General features: G+C 49.9%; 19 protein-coding genes and 1 pseudogene. 19 read left to right on the forward strand and 1 reads right to left on the reverse strand.

The window, feature by feature from the left end:
* Window positions 1–38 precede the first annotated feature (38 nt).
* The 18 genes from DW083_RS19915 to DW083_RS20000 all read left to right on the forward strand — a co-directional run bounded on the left by DW083_RS19915 (window position 39) and on the right by DW083_RS20000 (window position 17,923).
* Window positions 39–296 (forward strand): hypothetical protein, encoded by a 258-nt coding sequence (locus DW083_RS19915; protein ID WP_122333611.1) that lies wholly within the window; start codon window positions 39–41, stop codon window positions 294–296.
* Between the two features lie 67 nt (window positions 297–363).
* The gene (locus DW083_RS19920) at window positions 364–1,686 is read left to right on the forward strand and encodes a vitamin K epoxide reductase family protein (RefSeq protein WP_158582146.1); all 1,323 of its coding nucleotides are present in this window, start codon (window positions 364–366) and stop codon (window positions 1,684–1,686) included.
* A gap of 183 nt (window positions 1,687–1,869) precedes the next feature.
* Window positions 1,870–4,068, forward strand: a complete 2,199-nt coding sequence (locus tag DW083_RS19925) for a peptidase domain-containing ABC transporter (protein ID WP_122333613.1) — start codon at window positions 1,870–1,872, stop codon at window positions 4,066–4,068.
* Window positions 4,069–4,105: 37 nt separating this feature from the next.
* The gene (locus DW083_RS19930) at window positions 4,106–5,050 is read left to right on the forward strand and encodes an HlyD family secretion protein (protein ID WP_122333614.1); all 945 of its coding nucleotides are present in this window, start codon (window positions 4,106–4,108) and stop codon (window positions 5,048–5,050) included.
* Window positions 5,051–5,131: 81 nt separating this feature from the next.
* Window positions 5,132–5,596, forward strand: coding sequence for a hypothetical protein (locus tag DW083_RS19935; RefSeq protein ID WP_122333615.1), 465 nt, complete (start codon window positions 5,132–5,134; stop codon window positions 5,594–5,596).
* Between the two features lie 276 nt (window positions 5,597–5,872).
* Window positions 5,873–6,319, forward strand: a complete 447-nt coding sequence (locus DW083_RS19940; protein ID WP_122333616.1) for an HU family DNA-binding protein — start codon at window positions 5,873–5,875, stop codon at window positions 6,317–6,319.
* Window positions 6,320–6,382: 63 nt separating this feature from the next.
* The gene (locus tag DW083_RS19945; RefSeq protein ID WP_122333617.1) at window positions 6,383–6,580 is read left to right on the forward strand and encodes a hypothetical protein; all 198 of its coding nucleotides are present in this window, start codon (window positions 6,383–6,385) and stop codon (window positions 6,578–6,580) included.
* A gap of 20 nt (window positions 6,581–6,600) precedes the next feature.
* On the forward strand, window positions 6,601–7,437 hold the full coding sequence (locus DW083_RS19950) for a D-Ala-D-Ala carboxypeptidase family metallohydrolase (protein ID WP_122333628.1): 837 nt from the start codon (window positions 6,601–6,603) through the stop codon (window positions 7,435–7,437).
* A gap of 167 nt (window positions 7,438–7,604) precedes the next feature.
* Window positions 7,605–8,966, forward strand: coding sequence for a gliding motility-associated C-terminal domain-containing protein (locus DW083_RS19955; protein WP_122333618.1), 1,362 nt, complete (start codon window positions 7,605–7,607; stop codon window positions 8,964–8,966).
* Window positions 8,941–9,918 (forward strand): lytic transglycosylase domain-containing protein, encoded by a 978-nt coding sequence (locus DW083_RS19960; protein WP_122333619.1) that lies wholly within the window; start codon window positions 8,941–8,943, stop codon window positions 9,916–9,918. The genes DW083_RS19955 and DW083_RS19960 overlap by 26 nt, the downstream gene beginning before the upstream one ends.
* A gap of 21 nt (window positions 9,919–9,939) precedes the next feature.
* Window positions 9,940–12,789 carry an excinuclease ABC subunit UvrA gene (gene uvrA, locus DW083_RS19965; RefSeq protein ID WP_122333620.1) on the forward strand — a complete coding sequence of 950 codons (2,850 nt, stop codon included), beginning with the start codon at window positions 9,940–9,942 and terminating at the stop codon, window positions 12,787–12,789.
* A gap of 43 nt (window positions 12,790–12,832) precedes the next feature.
* Complete coding sequence (locus DW083_RS19970; RefSeq protein WP_122333621.1) at window positions 12,833–13,087, forward strand: hypothetical protein; 255 nt, start codon at window positions 12,833–12,835, stop codon at window positions 13,085–13,087.
* Window positions 13,081–13,494: a type II toxin-antitoxin system VapC family toxin gene (locus tag DW083_RS19975; RefSeq protein WP_122333622.1), complete on the forward strand. Its 414-nt coding sequence runs from the start codon at window positions 13,081–13,083 to the stop codon at window positions 13,492–13,494. The genes DW083_RS19970 and DW083_RS19975 overlap by 7 nt, the downstream gene beginning before the upstream one ends.
* 18 nt (window positions 13,495–13,512) lie before the next feature.
* The gene (locus DW083_RS19980; protein WP_115498683.1) at window positions 13,513–13,731 is read left to right on the forward strand and encodes a hypothetical protein; all 219 of its coding nucleotides are present in this window, start codon (window positions 13,513–13,515) and stop codon (window positions 13,729–13,731) included.
* 3 nt (window positions 13,732–13,734) lie between these two features.
* Window positions 13,735–14,334: a YigZ family protein gene (locus tag DW083_RS19985; RefSeq protein ID WP_122333623.1), complete on the forward strand. Its 600-nt coding sequence runs from the start codon at window positions 13,735–13,737 to the stop codon at window positions 14,332–14,334.
* 84 nt (window positions 14,335–14,418) lie between these two features.
* A complete protein-coding gene (locus DW083_RS19990) occupies window positions 14,419–15,612 on the forward strand; it encodes a sodium:proton antiporter (protein WP_122333624.1) in 1,194 nt (397 codons plus the stop codon).
* A gap of 72 nt (window positions 15,613–15,684) precedes the next feature.
* On the forward strand, window positions 15,685–17,034 hold the full coding sequence (nhaA, locus tag DW083_RS19995) for a Na+/H+ antiporter NhaA (RefSeq protein ID WP_122333625.1): 1,350 nt from the start codon (window positions 15,685–15,687) through the stop codon (window positions 17,032–17,034).
* 1 nt (window position 17,035) lies between these two features.
* On the forward strand, window positions 17,036–17,923 hold the full coding sequence (locus DW083_RS20000; protein ID WP_122333626.1) for an aldo/keto reductase: 888 nt from the start codon (window positions 17,036–17,038) through the stop codon (window positions 17,921–17,923).
* Between the two features lie 3 nt (window positions 17,924–17,926).
* Here the strand turns inward: DW083_RS20000 and DW083_RS20005 are convergent, their stop codons facing one another.
* Complete coding sequence (locus DW083_RS20005; RefSeq protein WP_122333627.1) at window positions 17,927–19,288, reverse strand: MATE family efflux transporter; 1,362 nt, start codon at window positions 19,286–19,288, stop codon at window positions 17,927–17,929.
* A 156-nt stretch (window positions 19,289–19,444) separates the two neighbouring features.
* Between DW083_RS20005 and DW083_RS20010 the strand changes: the two are divergent.
* A pseudogene (locus tag DW083_RS20010) lies at window positions 19,445–24,978 on the forward strand (alpha-2-macroglobulin).
* The last annotated feature ends 104 nt before the right edge of the window (window positions 24,979–25,082 follow it).

Below are 25,082 nucleotides of genomic sequence, written 5' to 3' on the forward strand. Positions count from 1 at the left end.
TGATTATTTTCGAGAAATATTTCATGAGTTAGGAGTTTATGATAAAAAAAACATCGAATATATCTTTTTTCTCTTATGAGAATGGATTTGAAGATGACTTGAATTATTTTATGCCAATTGAGATTTTAGCAATGTTGGAAAATGGGATTTGCTTGAGTATATTGTCAGCGTCAAATATTTGTAAATATATTGATGGTATGAATGTGGAATTACAAGGTGGTATGAAATGTTTAGAATCTGTTTCTGAAGATGATAACCCTGTTGTTGTGATTGCAATGTTGAGAAAATATAGATAATTTATTATTGAATTTATTGCTAAATATGCTTATGGATTCATATCTATTATTGTCAAAATATTTTACTTTGTTAAAAGTAAAGCATACTTTAGAGTTAAAAAAAGCCTGTAGGATATTGCCTTTTATGGATACTCTATATGGGTATTCGAGTTTATTGAGAAAGTATAATGTAGATAACTTAGTGTTTGACATGACTGATGAAAAGAAGAATTTGATGTCATGCCGACTTCCTGCTATTGTTCCGTTCGGAGAAGGATTTGTTATTGTATATCGGATATCTGACACTTTTATCTATTATTGGGAAGATGGCAGAAGATGTTCTTCTTCTTTGGATGATTTCTTCCAGAAATGGTCTGGGGTTGTTTTGTTGGCTGAAACAACGAAGTCTTCTATAGAACCGGACTATATGCGGCATTTGATATCGGAATATCTGAAAAAATCTTGCCTCTCGTTGTTATTGTTTGCTGTTGGTTTTTGGATTTGTGGATTAATAGCAAAGCAGGCTCCTTATTCTCCAGTTATTTTAGTTTCTGTTTTTCTGAATATACTGGGGGCATATGTATCTTTTCTGTTATACCAAAAAGATTTTCGATTATCACATTCGTATGTAGATAAAATCTGCACTTATGTAAAATCGGGCTCTTGTGATAATGTAATAAACAGTCCAGAGGGCAAGTTTTTAGGAGTAGTGAGTTGGAGCTTGGTTGGATTAGGCTATTTTATGTCTAATATCTTTTTACTGATTTCTTATCCTCAGTATTATATTTTCTTTTACTGTGTTTCTATACTTGTTTTGCCTTATTCATTTTGGAGTATATGGTGCCAAAAAGTAAAGCTAAAGCAATGGTGTGTATTATGCCTGGTAGTTCAGGCTTTATTATGGTTGATTTTTCTGAATAATCTTGTGTTTTTTCATAATAAGTTGAGTTTTCCGACGGGTGTCTGGCCTTGGTTGATCACTTTTGTAATATATGGCCTTCCTTTTTCACTTTTGTTTTTGTACACCTTGAAGAGAAAAGAAAGACAGGAGATGAGAGGGGCTTACCGGAGGTTCTTAGAATTGAAATATGATGAGGAATTGTTTAAATATTCATTATATAAGTCGAATAAGTACTTGGACTATAGAGAAGTATCTTCTGTTTTTGTCGGGAATAAAAAGGCAAAGGTTGTAATTACTTTAATCACAAATTTGTTTTGTACCCCCTGTGCTTATATGCATAGTAGAATAAAAGCTTTGGAAGGACAATTGGAAGAAGATGTTTGTTTACAATACATATTTTTGTCTCCAACGGAAGAAATAGAGAAGTATAGTAAGGGACTAATTTCATTGTATAAACGAAAGGGAGAATCTGAATTTTCACAGAGTTTAGATCGTTGGTTTAAAAAATGATAGAACGGATATTGATAATGAGATAAATAGTAAGTCTTATAATCAGGAATGTGATTCGGAAAGTGAATATATCAAACATAAATCATTTATAGAAAGATATGATATTCATCGTACTCCAACAATACTGATAAATGGCTGTGTTTTACCTGATTTTTATGAGGTAGAGGATTTAATATATATGTTATGAATTGGCGATCATTTCCTCATTATCATCAGTTTGATGCATCTGATTGTGGCCCTACTTGTCTTCGTATGATCGCTAAGTACTATGGAAGGAACTATTCTATTCAATATCTCCGTGAGCGAGCGTTTATCACGCGCGAAGGTGTATCAATGTTGGGTATTAGCGATGCTGCTGAACGGATCGGGTTTCGGACGATGGGTGTGCAAATAACATTGGAACAGTTGCGAAATGAAGTTCCTTTACCTTGTGTCCTGCACTGGAACCAAAATCATTTCGTTGTATTATATAAGGTAAAGAATGGAAAATATTACATCGCCGATCCCGCCAGTAAAAAACTGGTCTACAATGAATCGGAGTTGGAACATTACTGGTGCAGTACCGTTGTGGAAGGGAAAGACACAGGAACCGCTTTGCTTTTAGAGCTCGGCCCTGACTTTTACGATCATGAGGAGGAAGATATGCGGAAAGGGAAGGAATTGTCCTTTTTCTTCCGCTATCTGACCCCTTACCGGCGTGAACTCTTCCAGTTGGTATTAGGTATGTTGACGGCCAGTATCCTGCAACTGATCATGCCGTTCCTGACACAGAGTTTGGTAGATACGGGTATCCGGGATAGTAACCTTAGCTTTATTACCTTAATATTAATCGCGCAGTTGGTGATCTTCGTGGCTAAACTGTCGGTCGATTTTATCCGTAGCTGGATTCTGCTCCATGTCAATACCCGGATCAATATAGCACTGATTTCCGATTTTCTTGCCAAGCTGATGCGGTTGCCTTTGCACTTTTTCGATACGAAGATGGTCGGGGATATCATGCAGCGTATCGGCGACCACAACCGTATCGAGACGTTTATGACGGGTTCGTCCATCTCGACGCTTTTCTCGTTTGTCAATTTTATCGTGTTCGGGTTTGTACTGGCGTATTATGACCTGACGATATTGGGATTGTTCTTAGTGGGCAATGGATTGTATGTGGCCTGGATACTGGCTTTTATGAAGTACCGGCGCGAACTGGACATCAAACGGTTCGCACAGGCTGCCGGGGAGCAGAGCAACCTTTTCCAGTTGGTGACGGGTATGCAGGAGATCAAGCTGAACAACTGCGAGACGGAAAAGCGGTGGGAATGGGAACGTATCCAGGTGAAATTATTTAAAATCAGTATTAAGGGATTGGCGCTACAACAATATCAACAGCTCGGGTCGGTTTTTTTTAACCAAACCACTAACATCCTCATTTCCTTTTTGGCCGCCCGGGCTGTTGTTTCCGGTGAGATGACGTTGGGTATGATGATGTCGTTGACGTATATCGTGGGTCAACTGACGGCTCCGATCGAGCAGTTTATCGGTTTTGCGCGGTCGTTTCAGGATGCGAAGATCAGCTTGGAACGCCTCGGTGAAATTCATCAGAAGGAGGATGAGGAACAGACATTAGCCTTGAAAACAAATAAGATCCCGGAAGACCGGACGCTGCGGATAGAGGATGTGTGCTTCAGCTATGACGGGGCGGACCGCGACTATGTGTTGGAGCATGTGAGCCTGACGATCCCCGAACATAAGGTGACGGCTGTTGTGGGTGCGAGCGGTAGCGGAAAGACGACGTTAGTTAAGCTGCTGCTTGGTTTTTATGAGCCGAACAAAGGGGGTATCCGGGTGGGGAACGTCTTGCTGAAAGATATGAATCCGCATGTGTGGCGTGCGCATACGGGTTGCGTGATGCAGGACGGTTTTATCTTTTCGGATACGATCGCGCGTAACATAGCGATCGGTGCGGAGGTGATCGATAAGGAACGGTTGCTCCATGCGGTGACGGTGGCGAATATCCGGGAGTTTATCGATTCGTTGCCTTTGGGCTATAATACGAAGATCGGCATGGAAGGAAACGGTGTGAGCCAGGGACAACGGCAACGTATCCTGATCGCCCGTGCGGTGTATAAGGACCCGGAGTTTATCTTCTTGGACGAGGCTACGAATGCGCTGGATGCGAATAATGAGAAAGAGATCATGGAGCATCTGCACCAGTTCTACCGGGGACGTACGGTGGTCGTGGTGGCACACCGGTTGAGCACGGTCCGGGATGCAGACAATATCGTCGTGTTGGACAAAGGCCGCGTTGCCGAAGAGGGGACACATGAGGAGTTGACGGCGAAACGCGGCATATATTACAAATTAGTGAAGAACCAATTGGAGTTGGGTTCGTAGGGGCGGTTCGTGAACCGCCCTTACAGGAGGCAGCCGTATGGAAGAAGGAAAAGACATAGAATTACGCAGTGAGGCCGTCCAGGAAGTGATGGGGCATGTGCCGTCCTGGATTGTGAGGTGGGGGATTACGGTGTTGTTCGCCGTGGTGCTCACACTTGTCGTGGGGAGTTGCTTTTTCCGGTATCCGGATGTGATCGAGGCTGAGATGACGTTGACGAGCCGTAACCCGGTGACGGAGGTGGTTGCACGGACGTCGGGAAGGGTGAGCCGGCTGTATGTCTCTAATGGCCAGGAAGTGAAAGAGGGGCTGCCGCTTGCCGTGATCGAGAATACGGCAGTTACGGAGGATGTGTTGCGGCTGAAGAAGCTGTTGGCGCGTTATGCGGAGGAACCGGAGCGTTTCAGTTATTATCTGTTGCAGGACGTGTGGCAGTTGGGGGATATCCAGTCTTCTTATACGGCGTTGGCGGGCAAAGACCCGGCTTCGAAGGATTACCGGGCTGCAGTGGGGCAGCTTTTGGCGGCTGTAAGGCGTTGGGAGATGGACTATTGTATCGAGGCGTCTGCATCGGGTCGGGTGCAGATGCTCCGGCAGGGTTATCCGAACCTGTATGTGTCGGCTGGCGACCTGTTTGCCCGGATCGTGCCGGAGGAACCGGGTGAATGGATCGGGCGTGCCTTGATGCCGATAGCCAGTTCGGGTAAGGTTCGTAAAGGGCAGCGTGTGATCGTGCGTTTCAGTAATTTCCCGGACCAGGAGTTCGGGATCGTGGAGGGGCAGGTCTTGTCTGTCTCGATGGTTCCGCTGGAAGACAATTACATGGTGGAGATTGTCTTCCCCGGCGGACTGACCACCAACTACGGAATCTGTCTTCCTGCGACGCAGGAAATGAAAGCTACGGCCGGAATCGTAACTGAAGAACTGCGTTTGATAGAGCGTTTCTTTCAACCACTGCGAAAGATGCTGAAGGAAGGGCTTTAAAGGCTTTTTGTGTTGTAACCGGTCTGTCCGGTGGCTTTTCGGGCGTGAGGGATCAATTTTCCCCCTCCCGGAAGTTTATTTATGAAAGAACAATTGATTGCGCTGTTTGGGGGCGCAAAACCTACCGTTCGCCAGTATCATGAGTTATTAAAGTGTATGCCTCTTGAAGAAAGGGGCATTTTTTGTAAACGGACGTTTGGAATCGCTTTGTCCGAATGGGGCGGGCTGACACCTGTCTATCGCCTGTTCCTGGTTCGTCTGATAAAGGCAAGTCGCCAGGCGTTTCTGGATTATGTCCGGAAAGAGACGGTCTTAGGGGAGTTCCTGTATGGGATGGAAGAGTTAAATCTCTTTCTGAAGGTGCTTAATTTGTGGATGCAACCGTATAAAAATCATAAATCTTCATATACGGAAATTTCTTTTTCTCTTTTGCTTGCTTTCGACATGGATGTGTCTGTCAAGTATTTGGCCGACAAAATCCGCTATTCGCAGATGGATTCATTCGATTTTGCGGACCTTTTGGAGAAAAGCAGTGAGATGGGGTGATAAATGAAGATTTATCGGTAAGACGCTACGTTTGTATTACCGGACGCAGATTTCGCAGATAACGCAGACGAACGCAGATCATTTATTGTTTTAAATAAAAATAAGTCTGCGTTCCTCTGCGTAATCTGCGCCCGTCTGCGTCCGGTAAATACGAGCAAACACACCGATAAATCATCATTTATACATCTCTCTCATCGCTTTTTTAACAGTTCGCAGCGACTCTATCTTTGCATTGTGATCAAAAACAAATTATTAATCATTTAAATTTTAAAAGTTATGGCTATTAAGTACAAATTGGTTCAGAAGAGAAATTTGGGTAGAGATCAGGAAGATATTCCTGAAAAGACGTATGCACAGATGATCTGTGGCGACCTGGTTACATTTGAAGACTTTATCGATGAGGTGGGTGACAGTACGGTTGCCGGTAGCGCCGGTGTGAAAGCTGTGCTGGATCGTGTAAACGTCGTGTTGGTTCGTCATTTACGTAACGGACGTCGTGTATGTGTGGGTGAATTGGGCACTTTCCGTCTGAATTTCGGATCAACGGGAGTCGTGGGTGCCGAAGATTTCAGTACGGGCCTGATCCGCGAACCTCGTGTCCGTTTCTATCCCGGAAAAGCATTGCGTACGATGAAAGGTCTTACAAGTTTCGAACGGGTTACACCGGAAACGGATGATTCCGGTACGGTGAATAAGCCGGAGGACAGACCGGGAATCCTTTAAAAGGTGAAAGTTGAAAATTGAAAGTTGAAAGTTTGAAGATTCATAATTCATAATTCAAAATTCATGAAGAGGTTGACGGTTCAGTTGACAATGGCAATCCTGCTCACTATGAGCGGGATTGTTTTGCTCTTTTGCGGGTTCTGGATTGAGCCGCAGGGGGAGGTAGACAACAGTGTGCTGGTGGCTTTCGGGGAGATCAGCACGTTTGCGGGGGCGCTTTTTGGGGTGGACTACTCTTATAAATTGAGAATTAAAAATTGAAAATTAAAAAAAGAGAAGATATGGAAGAGCATTTTACGATGGAGGAGATGAGTTATAGCCGGGTTGCGGTGGAGAATGGGATTGACAACAGGCCGACGGGGGAGGCTTGCGGGGCGTTGAAGCATTTGGTTGTTGCTTTGCTGGAGCCGCTTCGCCGGTTGTATGGCGGCCCGATTGCAGTGACGAGCGGTTTTCGTTGTAAAGAGGTGAACCGGTTGGTCGGGGGAGTGCCGGACAGCCAGCATATGAAAGGGGAGGCGGCGGATTGCTATGTGCCGGATGTGGCGAAGCTTTTAGCTCTTCTGCGGCGGTCGGGGTTGGAGTTTGACCAGGCGATTCATTACCGGAAACGGAATTTCCTACATTTGTCGCTGAAGCGTTCCGGGGCGAACCGGATGCAGGTGCTTTTGCGGCTTTTAGTGATGGTTTTCTTGTTATCGGGGTGTGGTCTGAGCCGGCAGAGCCATCGGCAGGAATCGGCTGCTTGTTTGGATACTGTCCGTCTTTCTTATAATGAGATGGATTTGCTAAAAAAGGATATTCGCCTGGTGGATACGATTGCCTGGGAGCTGCACCAGGTTGTTTATTTTACTCCTGACAGTACCGGCAAACAATATCCGAAAGCCGTAATGAGTTTGCGGATGGATCGCCGCCGTCAGCTTGCCGATACCGGAAAAATCGTGACGCATCAGCAAACAGATTATGGCGGTTGGCATATGAAGGAAACGGCTGTCCGGACGAAGACCCGCCGGGCAAACCGTTCACCGGGCTATTTCCTTTGTGGCTTAGCCTTGCTGTCAGCCTTCGGTTGTTTTCTTTATAGAAGACTGCGGCCCGGAGCTGTCGGGAAAGTCTAAAGTTTGATCTTTTGGGATAAGTCGTTATCTGTGGATGGCCTGAAGCAGATGATGGGGAAAAACTGATTATGGATTATTACGACCGGTTTTGTATCATAAAGTACAATAAAAAACGCATATATCTCCGTATAAAATAGTAATTTTGGAAGCTAATTTAGGTTGGATATATGTTAAGAACGAAAATTAGAAAGCTGGGTGGATTGATCTGTTTCTTGTTTGCCGTGCTCGCTGTTCAGGCACAGCAGTATATGGTGACGGGGGGACAGGGAACGCCACTGATGGCAAAGGATGAGACCGGTGAGAAACTTGAAGTTTATCTGTTATATGGGATGGGAAATGCAGCGATAAGCTATACTTCATCATCTACTAATCATAAATGGTATCGGTATAAGTCGAGAGCATTGGAGGCAGAGTCTGTCCCTTGTGAACAAAATGGAAACACATCTACTATCCGGAATGTGGAAGAAGGATATGGCTATTTTGTACAAGAGTCCGATATCTTGTCCAGGTATGTCTGGATTATCGATTACAGCAAATATGCTTTTGAGGTGCAGAATATCACCGTGGAAGGTACTTGTGACAATTTCCTGCTAAAAGGAAGCCCGGAACCGGTGCGGATGCAATATAATCTGCCGAGCGGCCGGACGGTGGAGCTGAAACGGGAGTTCGAGGTTTCGTTCCAGACTTTATCCTGGTCGGATGATAACAGATTTTCCCTGACTCCGGTAACGGTTACGATGGAAGGGAATCCTTATTCCGGAAGCATTAAAAAGAAGGGGGAAAACAAAAATGTGATGCCGCCTTTGTGTGATACGGAAGTTACTTTGAAGGGGGACCAGTTTGCCCGGCATTTCGGAATAGAAAAGTCGATTACATCCGATACCTATCAGGCTGTGGCCGTTGAGTTGCATACCGATACGACTCTTATTATGGACAATGCCCCTAATATGACGTTGGGTGAGGGAGATTTGCTGTGTGCGCCGGCGGAAGTCACGTTCCGGGCGTATGCTAATGAGCCGGTAGCAAGCTTGTACACGTGGAGGATTTACAGGAGCGATGTGGAGAACGGCGCGGAAAATCCTTTGATCCTTTACCGAGGGGAAGAAGTGGATTATACTTTTGCGGAGAGGGGCGAATATATTGCGGAAGTGACCGTCAGTGACCGGACGGGGGAATGCGAAGCGGTGTCGGACCCTTTTGTGATCAAGATTACCGAGTCGCGTTTGGAAATCCCGAATGCTTTCTCGCCGGGAACGACACCCGGCATTAACGACGAGTTTCGTGTAGCCTATCAGTCGCTGCTCAATTATAAATGCTGGATATTCAACCGTTGGGGGGTCGAGATGTATCATTCCACCAATCCGGCGGAAGGTTGGGACGGCAAAAAGGGAGGAAAATATGTAGCTCCGGGCGTCTATTTCTACGTGATAGAGGCAACCGGAACTGCCGGAGAGAAGTTTAGTAGGAAAGGATCGATTAATATTCTTAGACCAAAGAAGATAAATGATGAAATTATTGAACAACAATAGTATAGTAGGTTTTATAGCCGGTGGTGCGGTGTGTCTGACTGCATGCCTCTCTATCGGTTCGAGCGATTCGGAAAAAGTAAAGGAAGAGCGTCCTGTGGTCTCTTCGGTGACGACATCGCCGGATGTTCCCTCTTCCGCCTCTTTTTGCGGGAAGGAGATCGACTTGACGCGTTATAATATGCATGAAGGTATGGACCGGGAATTGAGTAGTTTTACTTATTTCCATTCTACCACCATGCTGTTGGTTAAGCGGGCCAACCGCTATTTTCCGGTTATCGAACCGATTCTGAAAGCTAATGGCATTCCCGACGATTTCAAATATCTGGCCGTGATCGAGAGCCATCTCGATCCCCGCGTCTCATCGCCTGCACGGGCAGTCGGGACTTGGCAGTTGTTGGAAGGCACGGCCAAGCAATACGGGTTGACTATTACGCCTACCGTGGACGAACGTTGCGATGTGGCGAAAGCGACCGAGGCGGCTTGCCGTTACCTGAAAGCTGCGTATGATAAATATGGTGATTGGGCGACCGTCGCCGCTTCCTATAATGCCGGTATGGGACGCATCTCCGGCGAACTGACCAAGCAGGAGGCGGACAGTTCGTTCGACCTGTGGTTAGTGGAGGAAACAACCCGTTACGTCTACCGTATCATGGCGATCAAACAGATATTCGAAGCTCCTTATAAATATGGATTTGTCTTGCGGGCGCAGGATTTGTACAAGCCGATTGCCTGTGAAAATGTGTCTGTCTCTACCGATATCCAGGACTTGTCCGCTTTTGCCCAAAAGAACGGGGCTACGTATGCGGACCTGAAACGCTTCAATCCCTGGCTGCGCGACCGTAAGTTGCTGACGTTGGGAAAGACCTATACGCTTCAGATCCCGAAGGAATCCGATATGTATTATAAGACGCCTAACACGTATGTGCATAATCCGGCCTGGGTGGTAAAATAGAAGGATAATAGAAAACAGAAAATGATGAACGATAAGAATGCATTGGAAGGCGGGCGTATTTCCGTTTTAGGCGCCCGTGTCCATAATTTGAAAAATATAGATATCGAGATACCGCGCAACAAGCTTTCCGTGATTACCGGGATGAGCGGTAGCGGTAAATCGTCCTTAGCTTTTGATACGATTTTTGCCGAAGGGCAACGGCGCTATGTGGAGACGTTCTCCGCATACGCCCGTAATTTCTTGGGGAATATGGAGCGGCCGGATGTGGATAAGATCACCGGTTTGAGTCCTGTTATCTCGATCGAACAGAAGACGACGAACAAGAATCCGCGTTCTACCGTCGGGACGACAACCGAGATTTATGACTTCTTCCGTTTGCTTTATGCAAGGGCGGGAGAGGCTTATTCTTACCTGAGCGGTGAGAAGATGGTGAAGTACACCGAGGAGCAAACGTTGGAGCTGATCCTGAATCAGTACAGGGGAAAGAAGACGTATCTGCTTGCTCCGCTGGTCCGTAACCGTAAAGGGCATTATAAGGAACTGTTCGAGCAGATGCGGAAGAAAGGGTATCTGAATGTCCGTGTGGATGGCGAGATGAAAGAGATTTTCCACGGTATGAAGCTCGACCGTTATAAGATGCACAGCATCGAGGTGGTGATCGACAAGCTGGTAGTCTCGGAATCGGACGAACGCCGTTTGAAGGAAAGCCTGCGTGTTGCTATGAAACAGGGCGACGGCCTTGTCCTCGTGTTGGATGCTGATACGGACGAAGTGCGCCACTACAGCCGTCGCCTGATGGACCCCGTAACGGGATTGTCTTACAGCGAGCCGGCTCCCCATAATTTTTCCTTTAACTCGCCCCAGGGCGCTTGCCCGAAGTGTAAAGGGTTAGGGCAGGTGAACCTGCTGGATATGAATAAGATTGTGCCCGATTCATCATTGAGTATTTACAGTGGCGGTATCGTGGCTTTGGGTAAATATAAAAACTCCCTGATTTTCTGGCAGATCGAGGCGATTTGTGAGAAATACGGCGTGACGCTGAAAACACCGATCAAAGATATTCCCGAGGATGCGATCGACGAGATCATGAACGGGACGGACGAACGTCTGCAAATCAAAAATGATTCGCTGGGTTCTTCCAACTATTTCCTGTCGTACGAGGGTGTTGCCAAATATATCCTGATGCAACAGGAGAGCGAGGCTTCTGCTTCCGCACAGAAATGGGCGGGACAGTTTATACGGATGGCGGCCTGTCCGGAGTGCGGCGGGCAGCGTCTGAATAAGGAGGCTTTGAATTACCGGATTGCCGGGAAGAATATTGCCGAACTGTCGGCGATGGATATTTCCGAACTGTATGAATGGCTGGATGGTGTCGAAGATAAATTGAATGACAAACAGCGCCAGATCGCTGTCGAGATATTGAAGGAGATTCGTTCACGCCTGAAGTTTCTGTTGGATGTGGGATTGGATTATCTGTCCCTGAACCGTGCTTCTGCAACCTTGTCGGGTGGCGAGAGCCAGCGTATCCGTTTGGCTACGCAGATCGGCAGTCAGTTAGTGAATGTCTTGTATATCCTCGACGAGCCGAGTATCGGATTGCACCAGCGGGATAATGTCCGGCTGATCAATTCGCTGAAGGAACTGCGCGATACGGGTAACTCTGTTGTCGTGGTGGAGCATGACAAGGATATGATGCTCAATGCGGATTATGTGGTCGATATGGGACCGAAGGCAGGCCGTTTAGGCGGTGAAGTGGTCTATGCCGGAACTCCGGAGGAGATGCTGAAAGCGGATACGCTGACTTCGGCTTACCTGAACGGAAAGATGGAGATCGCGGTTCCGAAAGAACGGCGCAAAGGGAACGGGCAGTTTATCACCATAAAAGGGGCAAGCGGGAATAACCTGAAGAATGTGGATGTCACTTTCCCGTTGGGGACGCTGATTTGTGTGACCGGCGTGTCGGGTAGCGGAAAGTCTACGTTGATTAATGCGACCTTGCAACCGATTCTCAGCCAGCATTTCTATCGCTCCCTGGAAGATCCGTTGCCTTATAAATCGATTGAAGGAATTGATAATATAGATAAGATCGTCAATGTGGACCAGTCGCCTATCGGACGTTCACCGCGCAGTAATCCGGCCACTTATACCGGTGTCTTTTCGGATATCCGCAATCTTTTTGTGGAGCTGCCGGAGTCGAAAGTGCGTGGTTATAAGCCGGGGCGTTTCTCTTTTAATGTCTCCGGCGGACGTTGTGAGACTTGCAAAGGGAACGGCTATAAGACGATCGAGATGAACTTTCTGCCCGACGTGCTTGTCCCCTGTGAGGAATGCCATGGCAAACGGTATAACCGGGAGACGCTGGAAGTTCGTTTTCGCGGTAAGTCCATTGCGGATGTGCTGGATATGACGATCAATATGGCTGTCGAGTTTTTCGAGAATGTCCCGTCTATCCTTTCCAAGGTGAAGGTTTTGCAGGATGTAGGCCTGGGGTATATCAAGCTGGGCCAGCCTTCGACAACGCTTTCAGGAGGCGAGAGCCAACGTGTCAAGTTAGCGACCGAATTGGCAAAGAAAGACACGGGCAAGACGCTTTACGTGTTGGATGAACCGACAACCGGTCTTCATTTTGAAGATATCCGCGTGTTGCTCGGCGTCCTGAACAAGCTGGTCGATAAAGGCAATACGATCATCGTCATCGAGCACAACCTCGACGTCATCAAATCAGCCGACTACCTGATCGACATGGGCCCCGAAGGAGGCCGCAACGGCGGTCAAATCCTTTTCACCGGTACCCCCGAAAAGATGATCAAGTCTAAAACAAAGAGCTATACGGCTCCGTTTTTGAAGGAAGAATTAAAGAGTTCTCGATAAAAAGGCTTATTTTTGTAAAAAACAATAAGGAAAGGAATTACAAATGGAAGATACTGTAAAAATAACAGATATGTATATGAAAATTTTGTCTCCTCTGAGCGATGAGATAAAATTAGATCTGATAAGTAAGCTCTCTGCATCTTTATTGCGAAAAAGAAGCAGGGTTAAGTCTCTGGATACAAATTTGTTTTCCGGCTTGAGTGGTGCATGGGAAGATGATCTGACTCCAGAAGAAGAGACGGAACTGATTAAAGGAAGTTTCCGGAGTGGTTCAACCCGAATAATAAAAGAATGGTAGCAAATAAGAATAAATATATACTTGATACTAATATTTGTATTTCACTATTGAAAAATAAATATGGCATTCGAGAGAAAGTTCTGGATGTAAAAGCAGAAAACTGTTTTGTTTCAGAAATTACTATTGCAGAACTTTATTATGGAGCTTCTAAAAGTAATAATAAGGAGGAACGAATAAAAGATGTATCATATATTGCCAGTATATTTCAGGTGATTCCCGTGTATGAATCATTGGAATTATATGGTGATATTAAAGCGGAATTAGAGCGCGGAGGAACTCCACTCGATGATTTTGATATCTTGATTGGCAGTTCGGCCATATATCGTAATTTTATTATGGTGACGGATAATGTGAAGCATCTGAATAAATTACCTGGTATTCGAATTCAAAATTGGGTAAAAAGATAATTATAGAAAAAGGGAGATATGAAGAATCCGATTCAAATGATTAAACAGTGCGTGGAGAAGGAGGAGCCTTACTTTCTGCTGCGTGGACAGGATATATGTGCATTGAAGGCTATTGAAACCTATTACGAAGAGGTAAAGGGGCATGTAAAAGATCCGTATTTTATAGAAGAGATCGAAGAGATAATGAAAGACTTCCGGGCTTTCCGGGAGGAACAACAAACACACGTACCTGATTGAAGAATGGCGGACGACAGTTACAAAACCATAAAACAAGTAGCGGAAGGATATTATACGGAGAAGCGAAGCCGCTTTATTTCGTATGCCATCCCTGTGCGTACCGTGGAAGAGGTCAAGGAGCAACTGGATAAATACCGTAAGCAATATTACGACGCCCGCCATGTATGCTGGGCCTATATGTTAGGTCCCGAACGCCAGAACTTCCGTGCGAATGACGACGGGGAACCGTCTTCAACAGCCGGCAAACCGATCCTGGGACAGATCAATTCGAACGAGTTGACAGATATCCTGATCGTTGTGATCCGCTATTTCGGCGGAATCGAATTGGGAACGAGCGGCCTGATCGTCGCATACCGGACAGCAGCGGCTGAAGCAATAGCAGCTGCCGAGATAGACGAACGTACCGTTGATGAAGATATCACCGTTGCATTCGAATATCCTTATCTGAATGGTATCATGCGTATTGTCAAGGAAGATAATCCGGCGATCGTTTCCCAAAAGTTTGATATGGATTGCGAAATGACGCTCCGCATCCGGAAGGGGGATGCCGAACGGTTGAAAGCACGCCTGCTCAAGGTCGAAAGTGCTTATCTGAAGGATTAATTATCATTTGATGAAATCCCAGAACCGATTTTTTAAATTAATTGTTGTATTACTATAATTCTAAACAAAAACAGTTCATTAATAATGAAGAAGATTCTTTTGTTTTCTTTTTTCCTGATGTTGGGATTGGTTGTTTCTCAATTCCTGCCCGCGATGGTGGGTGAGAGTTATTTATCGGTAAAGACGGTTTCCAACACGTTGCTATATGTTTGTCTTGCCTTTATCATGATCAATGTAGGGCGGGAGTTTGAAATGGATAAAAGCCGTTGGCGGTCTTATACCGAAGACTATTTTATTGCAATGGCAACAGCCGCTTTCCCCTGGATATTGGTTGCTTTGTACTATATGTTTGTCCTGTTGCCCGATATTTACTGGAGTAGTGGGGAGGCATGGAAAGAAAACCTTCTGTTGAGCCGGTTCGCGGCGCCGACATCGGCAGGCATCCTCTTTACAATGCTTGCGGCAGCGGGGCTGAAATCATCCTGGGTATATAAGAAGGTGCAGGTATTGGCTATCTTCGACGACCTGGATACGATCTTGCTGATGATTCCTCTGCAGATCATGATGGTCGGACTGCGCTGGCAACTGGGTGTGATCATTCTGATTGTCATGGTGCTGCTGATTGTCGGATGGAAAAAGATGGGAAGCTATAATATGCGGCAGGATTGGAAAGCCATTCTTTTCTACGCCGTTGTTACCTGCGGGATTACGCAAGCGGTTTACCTGGCGTCCAAATACCTCTACGGAGAAGATGCGAGCATCCATATCGAGGTGTTATTACCCGCCTTTGTTTTAGGGATGGTGATGAGGCATAAGCATATCGACACGAAGATAGAGCACAATGTGGCGACCGCCGTCTCCTTCCTGTTCATGTTTCTGGTCGGGGTCAGTATGCCGGTATTTTTCGGTGTCGACTTCGCGGCGCAATCGGCTGAAGCGACGACGATAACAGGTGCCCAGCCGATGATGTCATGGCCGGTGATCATCCTGCATGTCGTGATCGTTTCGTTCCTGTCCAATATCGGAAAATTATTCCCCCTGTTTTTTTACCGGGAGAGACGGAAGCGCGAGCGTCTGGCCTTGTCTATCGGTATGTTCACGCGCGGAGAGGTGGGAGCCGGCATTATCTTTATCGCACTTGGCTACAATCTGGGAGGGCCCGCTTTGATGATTTCTGTGCTTACCATAGTGTTTAATTTAATTTTAACTGGTATATTTGTCGTGTGGGTAGAGAAACTGACCCGCAGCGCATACGAGCTGGAAAAAGCCGGCAAGTAAGAATTTATTGTTAGGAAAAAACTTGGTGGAAGCGGACAGCAAGCCGCTTCCCATAAAATATAAAATACCAGTATGGACAGAACCATTAACGTTATCCTTAAACCTTTGCGTCGCTTTGCCACGCAAAAAGCGAACGCGAGTGTTTTGTTATTCATGGCTACGATCCTTGCCATGATATTCGCCAATTCTCCTTGGGCAGAATCCTATCATCATATCCTGTCGCATCCGATTGATTTGAAGATCGGGCATTTTACTCCATTCATGCATCACGGCGAACCGATGCCTATGCTGGCATTCGTCAATGACGCCCTGATGGCCGTCTTCTTCTTTGTGATCGGTTTGGAAATCAAGCAGGAAATCCTGATAGGCGAGCTGAGTTCGATGCGGAAAGCCCTATTGCCTATTATCGCCGCTTGCGGAGGAATGATCGTCCCGGTCGTTTTCTATTTTATCGTATGTCATTCGGCTCCGGAGGTGAGGGGAGTGGCTATTCCTATGGCGACCGATATCGCGTTTGCGCTCGCCGTCCTGGGCTTGTTAGGTAAACGGGTTCCGCTCAGTATGCGTATCTTCCTGACCGCCTTGGCTGTTGTAGATGATGTCGGCGGCATTATTATTATCGCCCTATTTTATAGCGGTGACATCGCTTTCGAGCCGCTTCTGATCTCTCTCGCTTTGTTGGCATTGCTGTATGCCGGCGGAAAGATGCGGGTGAATAATATGTTCTTTTATTATGTAGTCGGGTTCTTTGTCTGGATGCTGTTCCTCGAATCCGGTATCCATCCGACGATAGCCGGCGTACTGGTTGCATTTACCGTACCTGCCCGCCCGGTTGTCAAGCTGGATGCCTTTACCGACGAGATGGCCGGCTATCTGAGTATGCTCGATTATACGGAGGTGCGCCATTCCAGGAAAGCCGAAGTCCTTTCACCCACGCAGATCCAGGTACTCAATAATATCCATTCGTTGGCCGACAAGACGATCAGTCCGCTCCAAAGCATTGCCGACAAACTGCATCCGCTTGTCAATTACCTGATCTTGCCGCTCTTTGCATTTGTCAATGCAGGCGTAACCTTTGGCGACATACAGATATCATCTCTTCCCGGCGTACCGTTAGCCGTATTCCTCGGCCTGTTTCTCGGAAAATCGTTGGGAATATTCCTGTTTACCTACCTCTTCATCCGGTTGGGTTTTGCGGCTATGCCGGCAGGAGCCAGTAAATCGAAGTTGTTCGGCGTGTCGATGCTGGGAGGCATCGGCTTTACGGTCGCCCTCTTTATCGCAAACCTCTCTTTTGCCGGGATGCCCGGTATGGGGGATGATTTGTTGAACCAGGCGAAGTTAGGCGTATTCGCCGGCTCGTTTATTTCCGGTTTGTGCGGCTATTTGATCTTAAAGAAAGTATTACCTAAAACAGCATAAGATGGACAGACGCAAATTTATTCAGACAGGAGTAGCCGGAGTAGCGGGCCTTTCTCTATCCCATACCGGGTTAGCAAACATTCAAATATCACTGCCTTCAGACGTATCGGTCGACAAGGTGAAGTTAGGAAAAACCGGATTGAAGGTCTCCCGTATCGCTATGGGAACCGGAACGAAAGGCTGGAACTTCCAATCCAACCAGACACGGGCAGGACAGGATCATTTCACCCGGATGGCCCGTCACGGTTACGAACGCGGCATCCGTTTCTTCGACATGGCCGACACCTACGGTTCCCAACCCTTCGTCGGAAAAGCCATCGAAGGCCTGCCCCGTGAGAAACTCACCCTCATGAGCAAGATGTGGACCTACGACGAAGGCTCGGATAAGATAGAACCTGTCCGCAAAACCCTCGACCGGATGCGCAAGGAAGCCAACACCGAATATTTCGATATCCTCCTGATGCATTGCATGACAAAAGGTAATTGGGGCGAAACCCGCAAGTTCTACATGGATGGTTTCGCACAAGCCAAAGCAGACGGCATCGTGAAAGCTGTCGGCGTCTCCTGCCATAATTGGGACGCAATGGTGGAAGCCGTCAACAACCCCTGGTGTGACGTGATCCTCGCCCGCCTGAATCCCTTTGAAAGCCATATGGACGGCAGTCGCGACGACGTCAACCGCCTCCTCGGCCGTGCCCGCGAGAAGGGCAAGGGCATCATCGGCATGAAGATCTTCGGCGAAGGACAGCACGTAGCCGACGACGAACGCGAGCAATCCCTCCGTTATGCCATCACCGAAAGCAATCTCCACTGCATGACCCTCGGCATGGAATCCATCGCCCAGATGGATGACGCCATCGAACGGGTGATGCGTCTTGCCAAGCGATAGAGCCTACCGCACCGCATGCCGTACCTTGTGCCGCAACTGGTAATCCGCCGTCAACAGGATAAAGATGAGCAGTTCGGCACAAGGAACAGCCAGCCACAACCCCTTTTCACCCAACAGAGGAGGGAGGATAAGGAAACACGCCGTCATCCCGACAATCCCCCGCAAGGTCATAAAGAACATCGCCTTGCGTGCCAGTTCGATACTCTGGTAATACCCGATCCAGACGATGTTCAGGGCAAAGCAGACGAACCCCGCCGCAAAGTAGGGGATTCCCCCCGTCGCAATCTCATACGCCCTGCAACCGGGTTCCAGAAACATCGCCACGATATACGGGCATAAAACATACATCACCGCAAACGCTAATAGCCCCGACACGAAAGCCGTCTTCAACGACAGCCGGAAGGTCGTGTGCACCCGCGCCGCATCGCCGGTCCCGTAGTTGTAGCTGATGATCGGCTGTGCCGACTGCGCAATCGCATTAGCGATCATAAAGACGATCGGCAGGCAATAGCACGCCACACTATAGGCCGCCACCCCGTCTTCATGAAGCACACGGATGAACGCATAGTTCCCCACCAGCATCATGCAGGCGATCGCCAACTCGCCCAACATCGCCGAAGCCCCCAAGCGGACCATATAGCCCGTGTTCCGGCAAGTCAGCAGCAAACTTTTCATACTTATTTTGAGCTTATACAGACGCAGCGTCCTGGAGCAGCCCAAAAGATAGGCCAACACCATCACACCCCCGGCCACCTGTGCCAACGCAGTCGCCAACGCCGCCCCCATCAGCCCCATCTGCATCGGAAAGACGAACACATAATCGAGCACCACATTCAACAGTGCCGGAACGACATTGCACAACATCGCGAACTTCGGCGAGCCATCCAGCCGGATGATAAACATCCCGATATTCGCTAACATGCTGAAGATAAAAAACGGCACGATCCAGTCCATATACTCCAGCACAAGCGGAAGCAACTGCCCGGAACTGCCTAACAGATAAGCCGTCTGCTTATTAAAGACAAAAATTAGCGTCATCGACACCGCCATCAACAGAAGCGACACCAAGAGCGCCTGCGTAATATTGATATTAGCCGCCTTCACCCTTCCCTGCGACAGATGCACCGACGCCACGACCGACGCGCCGACGCCAAAAAGCAGCCCGACCCCCGTCGTCACCATAAAAAGCGGCGCGACGATGTTTACCGCCGCCAACGCATCGCTGCCGACCCCGCGCCCGACGAATATACCGTCCGCAATGGTGATACACGCCATGCAAACCATTCCTAACAAAGTCGGGAAAAAGATCTTCCGGAACAACACCGGAATATCCATACTGCCAAAATCAATGCGATCCCTCTGCATACTTCTCTCTTTTTTATACCGGGAGGCAAAAGTAGCCTTTTATAGCGGATGAAAAATTACCATTTGGTAATAAATGACCGGATAATCTTCATATAAAATACTTATATTCGCAAAAAAACTGTTTGTCAACTGTGTAACCGTTAAAATTCAGGAAATATGGCAAAGTATCTGTATTATGTTTATGCCTGCTGCCTTTTAATCTTAGTCAGCGGATGTAAGGAAACGCGAAGCGAGGAAGGTGAAGAGCTGCCTTTCAGCCCGTATGTGGAGGCTTTCACCTCCGGAACAATCTCCAGGTACACGCCTGTCTACCTGATCTTCAACCAGACGATATCCGCCGACCGCATCAAGCCGGACCACCTTCGCAAGCTGATCCGCATCAAGCCCGAGACAGCCGGCGAACTGACCTTCGAGAACAACCGGACCATCGTCTTCAAGCCCGCCAAAGGCTTCGAGCGCGACACCCGCTACGAAGTCAACGCCGACCTCTCCGAATGGTTCGACACCGAAGGCAAAGACGAACATTTCACCTTCAGTTTCGCCACCTTGCCGCTTGCCCTGCGTGGCAACCTCCAATCCATCGATATCAGTGAGAAGAATGAGAACGGCTACGACCTCGTCTGCACCCTTTTCACCCCCGACAAGGAAGCGCCCGAAACCGTAGAGCCGCTCGTCCGTTTCTCGGAGAAAGCCGATGCCGTCTGGGAGCATAGCCCCGACGGGAAGAAACACCAGCTTTCCATCGCCAACCTCCAGGCAGGGGCGGAGGGAGCACGTACCTTCGCACTCTCCGTCGCACCGAACAAGCTGAAAGTGCCCGAAGAAGAACTCCTGTCGATCGATATCCCTGCGATGAACGATTTCGGCGTCTATGACGTGCAATATGTCTCGGACCCCGAACGCTACATCGAAGTCACCTTCACGAAACTCCTCGATGCCGCCCAGAATATGCAAGGACTCGCCTGGATCGACAAAAACAAGTCCGACGCTGTCAACGTAGACGGCAATAAACTCCGCCTCTATCCCGACGCCGGCACTAAAGGCGCACTGAACGTCCACCTGAATAAAAACATACGCAGCAAGAACGGCCTGACTCTCGGCGAAAGCATCGTCCGCCAGGTCGAAGTCAACCAGACCTTGCCCGACGTCCGCTTTATCGGCGACGGCGTGATCATCCCCCAGTCCACGCAACTTAGCGTGCCCTTCCAGGCCGTCTACCTCCGCGGCGTGGTCGTGCGCGTCATCAAGATACTCGAACAAAACATCGGGCAGTTCCTCCAGGTGAACAACCTCGACGGTACAGGCGACCTCATGCGTGTCGGCCGCCTCGTCGCCCGCAAAACAATCTTCCTCGACGACGATCCGACATACGACCTCACCGAATGGAACACCTACGCCATCGACCTGAAATCGCTGATCGACCCCGAGCCGGGTGCCATCTACCGCATCGAGCTGTCGTTCAACCGCGATCTCTCCGCCTATCCCTGTCCGGACCTCGTGAAGGCAAGCAAAGAGCAGATTCTCGCCGAAGACGAAATCAAATTCAAGGAAGAAAGCAGCCGTTTCGACGAAGGCGGCTACTACTATTATAACGGCGACTTCAACTGGTCCGACTATAACTACTCGGAGCGTAACAACCCCTGCTCGAAGAGCTACTATTCCAACACAACGACCGGAAAGAACGTCCTCGCCACCAACCTCGGCCTCATGGCGATGAACGGCGAAGACAACACGATGACCGTCCTCGTCCACAACCTCCTCAGCACCCATCCCGAACGCGGCGTGAAAGTCACCGCCTGCAACTACCAGCACCAGGAGCTTGCCCGAGGCACGACGGACGACAAAGGACAAGTCGTCCTGCCCCTCGCGACAGGCAAACCCTTCTACCTTGTCGCCTCGCTCGGCGCACAACGCTCGTACCTCCGCGTGGACGGCGGCTCGGCGCTCTCGTTAAGCTCGTTCGACGTCTCCGGCGAAGTTGTCCAGAAAGGCATCAAAGGATTTATCTACGGCGACCGCGGCGTCTGGCGTCCGGGCGACACGCTCCACCTCGGCTTTATGCTGAACGACCGTACCCGGAAGCTTCCCGCCAATCATCCCGTTATCATGGAACTCTATAACCCCCTCGGCCAGCTCTACCTCCGGCAGACACAGACGAAGGGAGTCTCCGGCCTCTACGCCTTCGACATGCCGACCGAGGCCGATGCCCCGACAGGCGCCTGGAACGTCAACGTGAGCGTCGGCGGCGTCACCTTCAGCAAGCGCCTCCGCATCGAGACGATCAAGCCGAACCGCCTGAAGATCTCCCTCGCGATGCCCAAAAAAAATTTGCTCCGCGGCAAACCCTTCGATGCCGCCATGCACGTCGAATGGCTGCAAGGCGCGACCGCCCGCAACCTCAAATACGACATCCAGGGTACTTTTATCTCGACCCCGACAACCTTCTTAGGCTATAAGAACTTCACGTTCGACGATCCTTCGAAAGTCTTTAACAACGAAGAAAGCAAGCTCATCTCCGGCGTGACCGACGCGACAGGCAACGCCACCGTCACCGCCCGTTTCGAGATCGGCGCCTCGGCCCCCGGCATGCTGCTCGCCAACTTCGTGACCCGCGTCTATGAAGAATCCGGCGATTTCAGTATCGACGCCGACCGGGCGCTCTATTCCCCCTACACGCGCTACGCCGGTATCCAGTCACCCCAGCAGGATAAGGAACAGTTGAACACCGGAACGAACTACACCTACACTGTTGCCTCCGTCGACTACACCGGCCAGGCTGCGGTAAACACCGAACTCGAGGTGAAGGTCTACAAAGTCTATTGGTACTGGTGGTGGAGCTCCGACAACAGCCAGTTGGCTAATTACGTCTCCGATTCCTACAACAAACCCGTTAAAACCTTCACCCTCCGGACAGGCGCCGACGGAACCGCCAACTTCCGCCTCTCCTTCGCCGACAATGAATGGGGAACCTACTTCATCTCGGTGAAAGACCCCGAAAGCAAACACTCAACAGGTGTGATGAGCTATTTCGACTGGCCCTACGGCGAAGGGCGGCGCGATGCCGACGGCTCTTCATCCGCCACGATGTTGAGCTTCAAGACCGACAAAGAGACCTATGCGCCAGGCGAGAAGATGACCGTCACCTTCCCATCCACGAAAGGCAGCCGCGCCATCATCAGCATCGAGAACGGTACAAGACTGCTCTCCGTCAGCGAACACGACTGCACGGAAGGGCAGACCACACTCCGCCTCGCCGTCACAACGGAGATGCAGCCCAACGCGTACATATATATAACGCTCCTTCAGCCCCACGGCGTGACGAAGAACGATCTACCGATCCGTATGTACGGCGTTGTCCCCTTCACCGTGACATCCCCCGAGAGCCACCTCGCGCCCGTCATCCGGACGGCGGACGAGATCAAGCCTGAATCCTCCTACAGCGTCACCGTTTCGGAAAAGAACGGACGCCCGATGGCCTATACGTTGGCGATTGTCGATGAAGGGCTGCTCGACCTCACCCGCTTCCGCACGCCCGACCCCTGGCAGGCGTTCAACGCGCGCGAAGCATTGGGCGTCAGCACCTGGGACCTCTATAACTACGTCGTCGGCGCGTATGGCGGCCGCATCGAGCAGCTGTTCAGCATCGGCGGTGACGACGTGCTCAACAAAGGCCCGAAAGCCATCGTCAACCGCTTCAAGCCCGTCGTACAGTTTGCCGGCCCGTTCGCCCTCGGAAAAGGGGAGAAGCGGCAACACACGTTCCGGATGCCCAACTACAACGGCCGTGTCCGCATGATGGTCGTCGCCGGTGACGGGGAAGCATACGGAAATGCCGAAAAGAGCGTGATGGTGCGCAAGCCCGTGATGCTGCTCGGCACCCTTCCGCGCGTGATCGGCGTGGGAGAGGAGATGGCCGTTCCCGCCACCGTCTTTGCCACGGAGAAAGGCGTCGGCGATGTCCGTGTCACTATCTCCTGCTCCGGCAATATGGAGGTTGTCGGTGAAGCCGCCCGCACGCTGAACTTCACGGAGACGGGCGACAAGCTCGCGCAATTCCGCATCCGCGTGAAAGACCATCCGGGAGCCGGACGGGTGACGATCACCGCCACCGGTAAGGGAGAAAAATCGGTTTACGAGACAGACCTCGAAATCCGCAGCGTCCGCCGCCCGCAGGTAAAAGTGACGCCCGTCACGCTCGAAGCCGGAAAATCCTGGAAAGGAACCGTCACGATGCCGGGCGTGGCAGGAACGAACAGCCTCACGCTCGAAATGTCGGACGTGCAGCCGGTCAATCTGTCAGCGCGCCTCGGTTATCTGTTGGGCTATCCGCATGGATGTGTAGAGCAGATCACATCGAAGGGGTTCCCGCAATTATATTTGAATGAATTTACCGCGTTGACCGCCGACGAAAAACAATCCGTCGAAAACGCCGTGAAAGAGGTCATCCGCCGCCTGCGTTCCTACCAGACGGTAGACGGCGCCTTCTCCTACTGGCCCGGCGGGACAAGTAGCAATGCTTGGGGAACGGTCTACGCCACGCATTTCCTGACCGAAACCGCCACCCGGGGCTACCTCGTGCCCGATGCCATGCGGCGCAGTGTCGTCGGTAACCTCGTGCGCACGGCACGCGGCTGGAAACCGGTCACATCCTATTACGAACGTTCCGAAGAAATGACGCAGGCCTACCGCCTCTACGTCCTCGCCCTCGCCGGATCGGCCGAAGTAGGAGCGATGAACCGCTTGAAAGAGAGCAAGACGCTTCAGCCATGAGCCGCTGGCTGTTGGCCTCTGCCTATGCCCTTGTCGGACGGGCGGACGTCGCACGCGAGCTGACCGCCAAGACAACGGAGCTGACGACCGCCTACACGGAGTACGACCAGACCTTCGGCAGCGACCTCCGCGACCGCTCCATCCGCCTGATGACGCTCTGCCTGCTTGACGAAAGTGCCCCGGCCGCCCGTCTGGCCGATGAAATCTCGAAGACGCTCGCCTCCGACGACTGGCTCAGCACACAGGAGACGGCCTTCAGCCTCATCGCCCTTTCCGGCTATATGAAGCGTTACAAGACGGCCGCCTCCATGGACTTCTCTTACACCACCGCAGGCAAGACGGAGGATATCTCGACGACAAAGAACATCTGGACAAAGCCCCTGCTCGACAAGGCCGCCCCTTCCGCTCCTTTGGAGATCCGGAACACCGGAAAGTCCACGCTCTTCGCCCGTCTCATCACCGAAGGCATCCCCGCCGAAGGCCGTGAAGAAGCCTACGCAAACGGCCTCTCCCTCGCCGTCAGCTATACGGATCAGGCAGGCAACCCGGTCGATGCCTCTGCACTGCCGCAGGGCACGAATTTCGTCGCCGTCGTCACCGTTCGCAACCCTTCGTCGCATGGCGTGAACAACCTGGTGCTCACCGAAGTGTTCCCCGCTGGATGGGAAATACTCAACACCCGCTTCCTGAGTGAGGATGCGACAGACGCGAAAACGCCCGGTATCAACTACCAGGATATCCGCGACGACCGTGCCTACAGCTACATCGACCACCTTCCCGCCGGACGGCAGGTGACAGTCAAAATCAACCTCTGCGCCGTCTACCCTGGCCGCTTCTACCTGCCGCCGGTCTACATCGAAGCGATGTACGACCATTTGATGCGTGCGAATACGGAAGGGAAGATGGTGACGGTGGAATAACAGGTAATATCCTATGTCACAAGGTATCGCCCTTACAGGCTCACGCCTTGGGCTGAGATCTGCCGGGCTTACAGCCCTAAGACAACGTCGCTATTTGGGCGGTT

Origin of the sequence: Parabacteroides sp. AF48-14, from assembly GCF_003477465.1 — a bacterium.
In the GTDB taxonomy this organism is placed as follows: domain Bacteria; phylum Bacteroidota; class Bacteroidia; order Bacteroidales; family Tannerellaceae; genus Parabacteroides; species Parabacteroides acidifaciens.

Bases quoted from the DNA above. Each gene is read 5' to 3' on its own strand.
- DW083_RS19915 (WP_122333611.1), top strand. From the start codon at position 39: ATGATAAAAAAAACATCGAATATATCTTTTTTCTCTTATGAGAATGGA.
- DW083_RS19925 (WP_122333613.1), top strand. From the start codon at position 1,870: ATGAATTGGCGATCATTTCCTCATTATCATCAGTTTGATGCATCTGAT.
- DW083_RS19930 (WP_122333614.1), top strand. From the start codon at position 4,106: ATGGAAGAAGGAAAAGACATAGAATTACGCAGTGAGGCCGTCCAGGAA.
- DW083_RS19935 (WP_122333615.1), top strand. From the start codon at position 5,132: ATGAAAGAACAATTGATTGCGCTGTTTGGGGGCGCAAAACCTACCGTT.
- DW083_RS19940 (WP_122333616.1), top strand. From the start codon at position 5,873: ATGGCTATTAAGTACAAATTGGTTCAGAAGAGAAATTTGGGTAGAGAT.
- DW083_RS19945 (WP_122333617.1), top strand. From the start codon at position 6,383: ATGAAGAGGTTGACGGTTCAGTTGACAATGGCAATCCTGCTCACTATG.
- DW083_RS19950 (WP_122333628.1), top strand. From the start codon at position 6,601: ATGGAAGAGCATTTTACGATGGAGGAGATGAGTTATAGCCGGGTTGCG.
- DW083_RS19955 (WP_122333618.1), top strand. From the start codon at position 7,605: ATGTTAAGAACGAAAATTAGAAAGCTGGGTGGATTGATCTGTTTCTTG.
- DW083_RS19960 (WP_122333619.1), top strand. From the start codon at position 8,941: ATGATGAAATTATTGAACAACAATAGTATAGTAGGTTTTATAGCCGGT.
- uvrA (WP_122333620.1), top strand. From the start codon at position 9,940: ATGATGAACGATAAGAATGCATTGGAAGGCGGGCGTATTTCCGTTTTA.
- DW083_RS19970 (WP_122333621.1), top strand. From the start codon at position 12,833: ATGGAAGATACTGTAAAAATAACAGATATGTATATGAAAATTTTGTCT.
- DW083_RS19975 (WP_122333622.1), top strand. From the start codon at position 13,081: ATGGTAGCAAATAAGAATAAATATATACTTGATACTAATATTTGTATT.
- DW083_RS19980 (WP_115498683.1), top strand. From the start codon at position 13,513: ATGAAGAATCCGATTCAAATGATTAAACAGTGCGTGGAGAAGGAGGAG.
- DW083_RS19985 (WP_122333623.1), top strand. From the start codon at position 13,735: ATGGCGGACGACAGTTACAAAACCATAAAACAAGTAGCGGAAGGATAT.
- DW083_RS19990 (WP_122333624.1), top strand. From the start codon at position 14,419: ATGAAGAAGATTCTTTTGTTTTCTTTTTTCCTGATGTTGGGATTGGTT.
- nhaA (WP_122333625.1), top strand. From the start codon at position 15,685: ATGGACAGAACCATTAACGTTATCCTTAAACCTTTGCGTCGCTTTGCC.
- DW083_RS20000 (WP_122333626.1), top strand. From the start codon at position 17,036: ATGGACAGACGCAAATTTATTCAGACAGGAGTAGCCGGAGTAGCGGGC.
- DW083_RS20005 (WP_122333627.1), bottom strand. From the start codon at position 19,288: ATGCAGAGGGATCGCATTGATTTTGGCAGTATGGATATTCCGGTGTTG.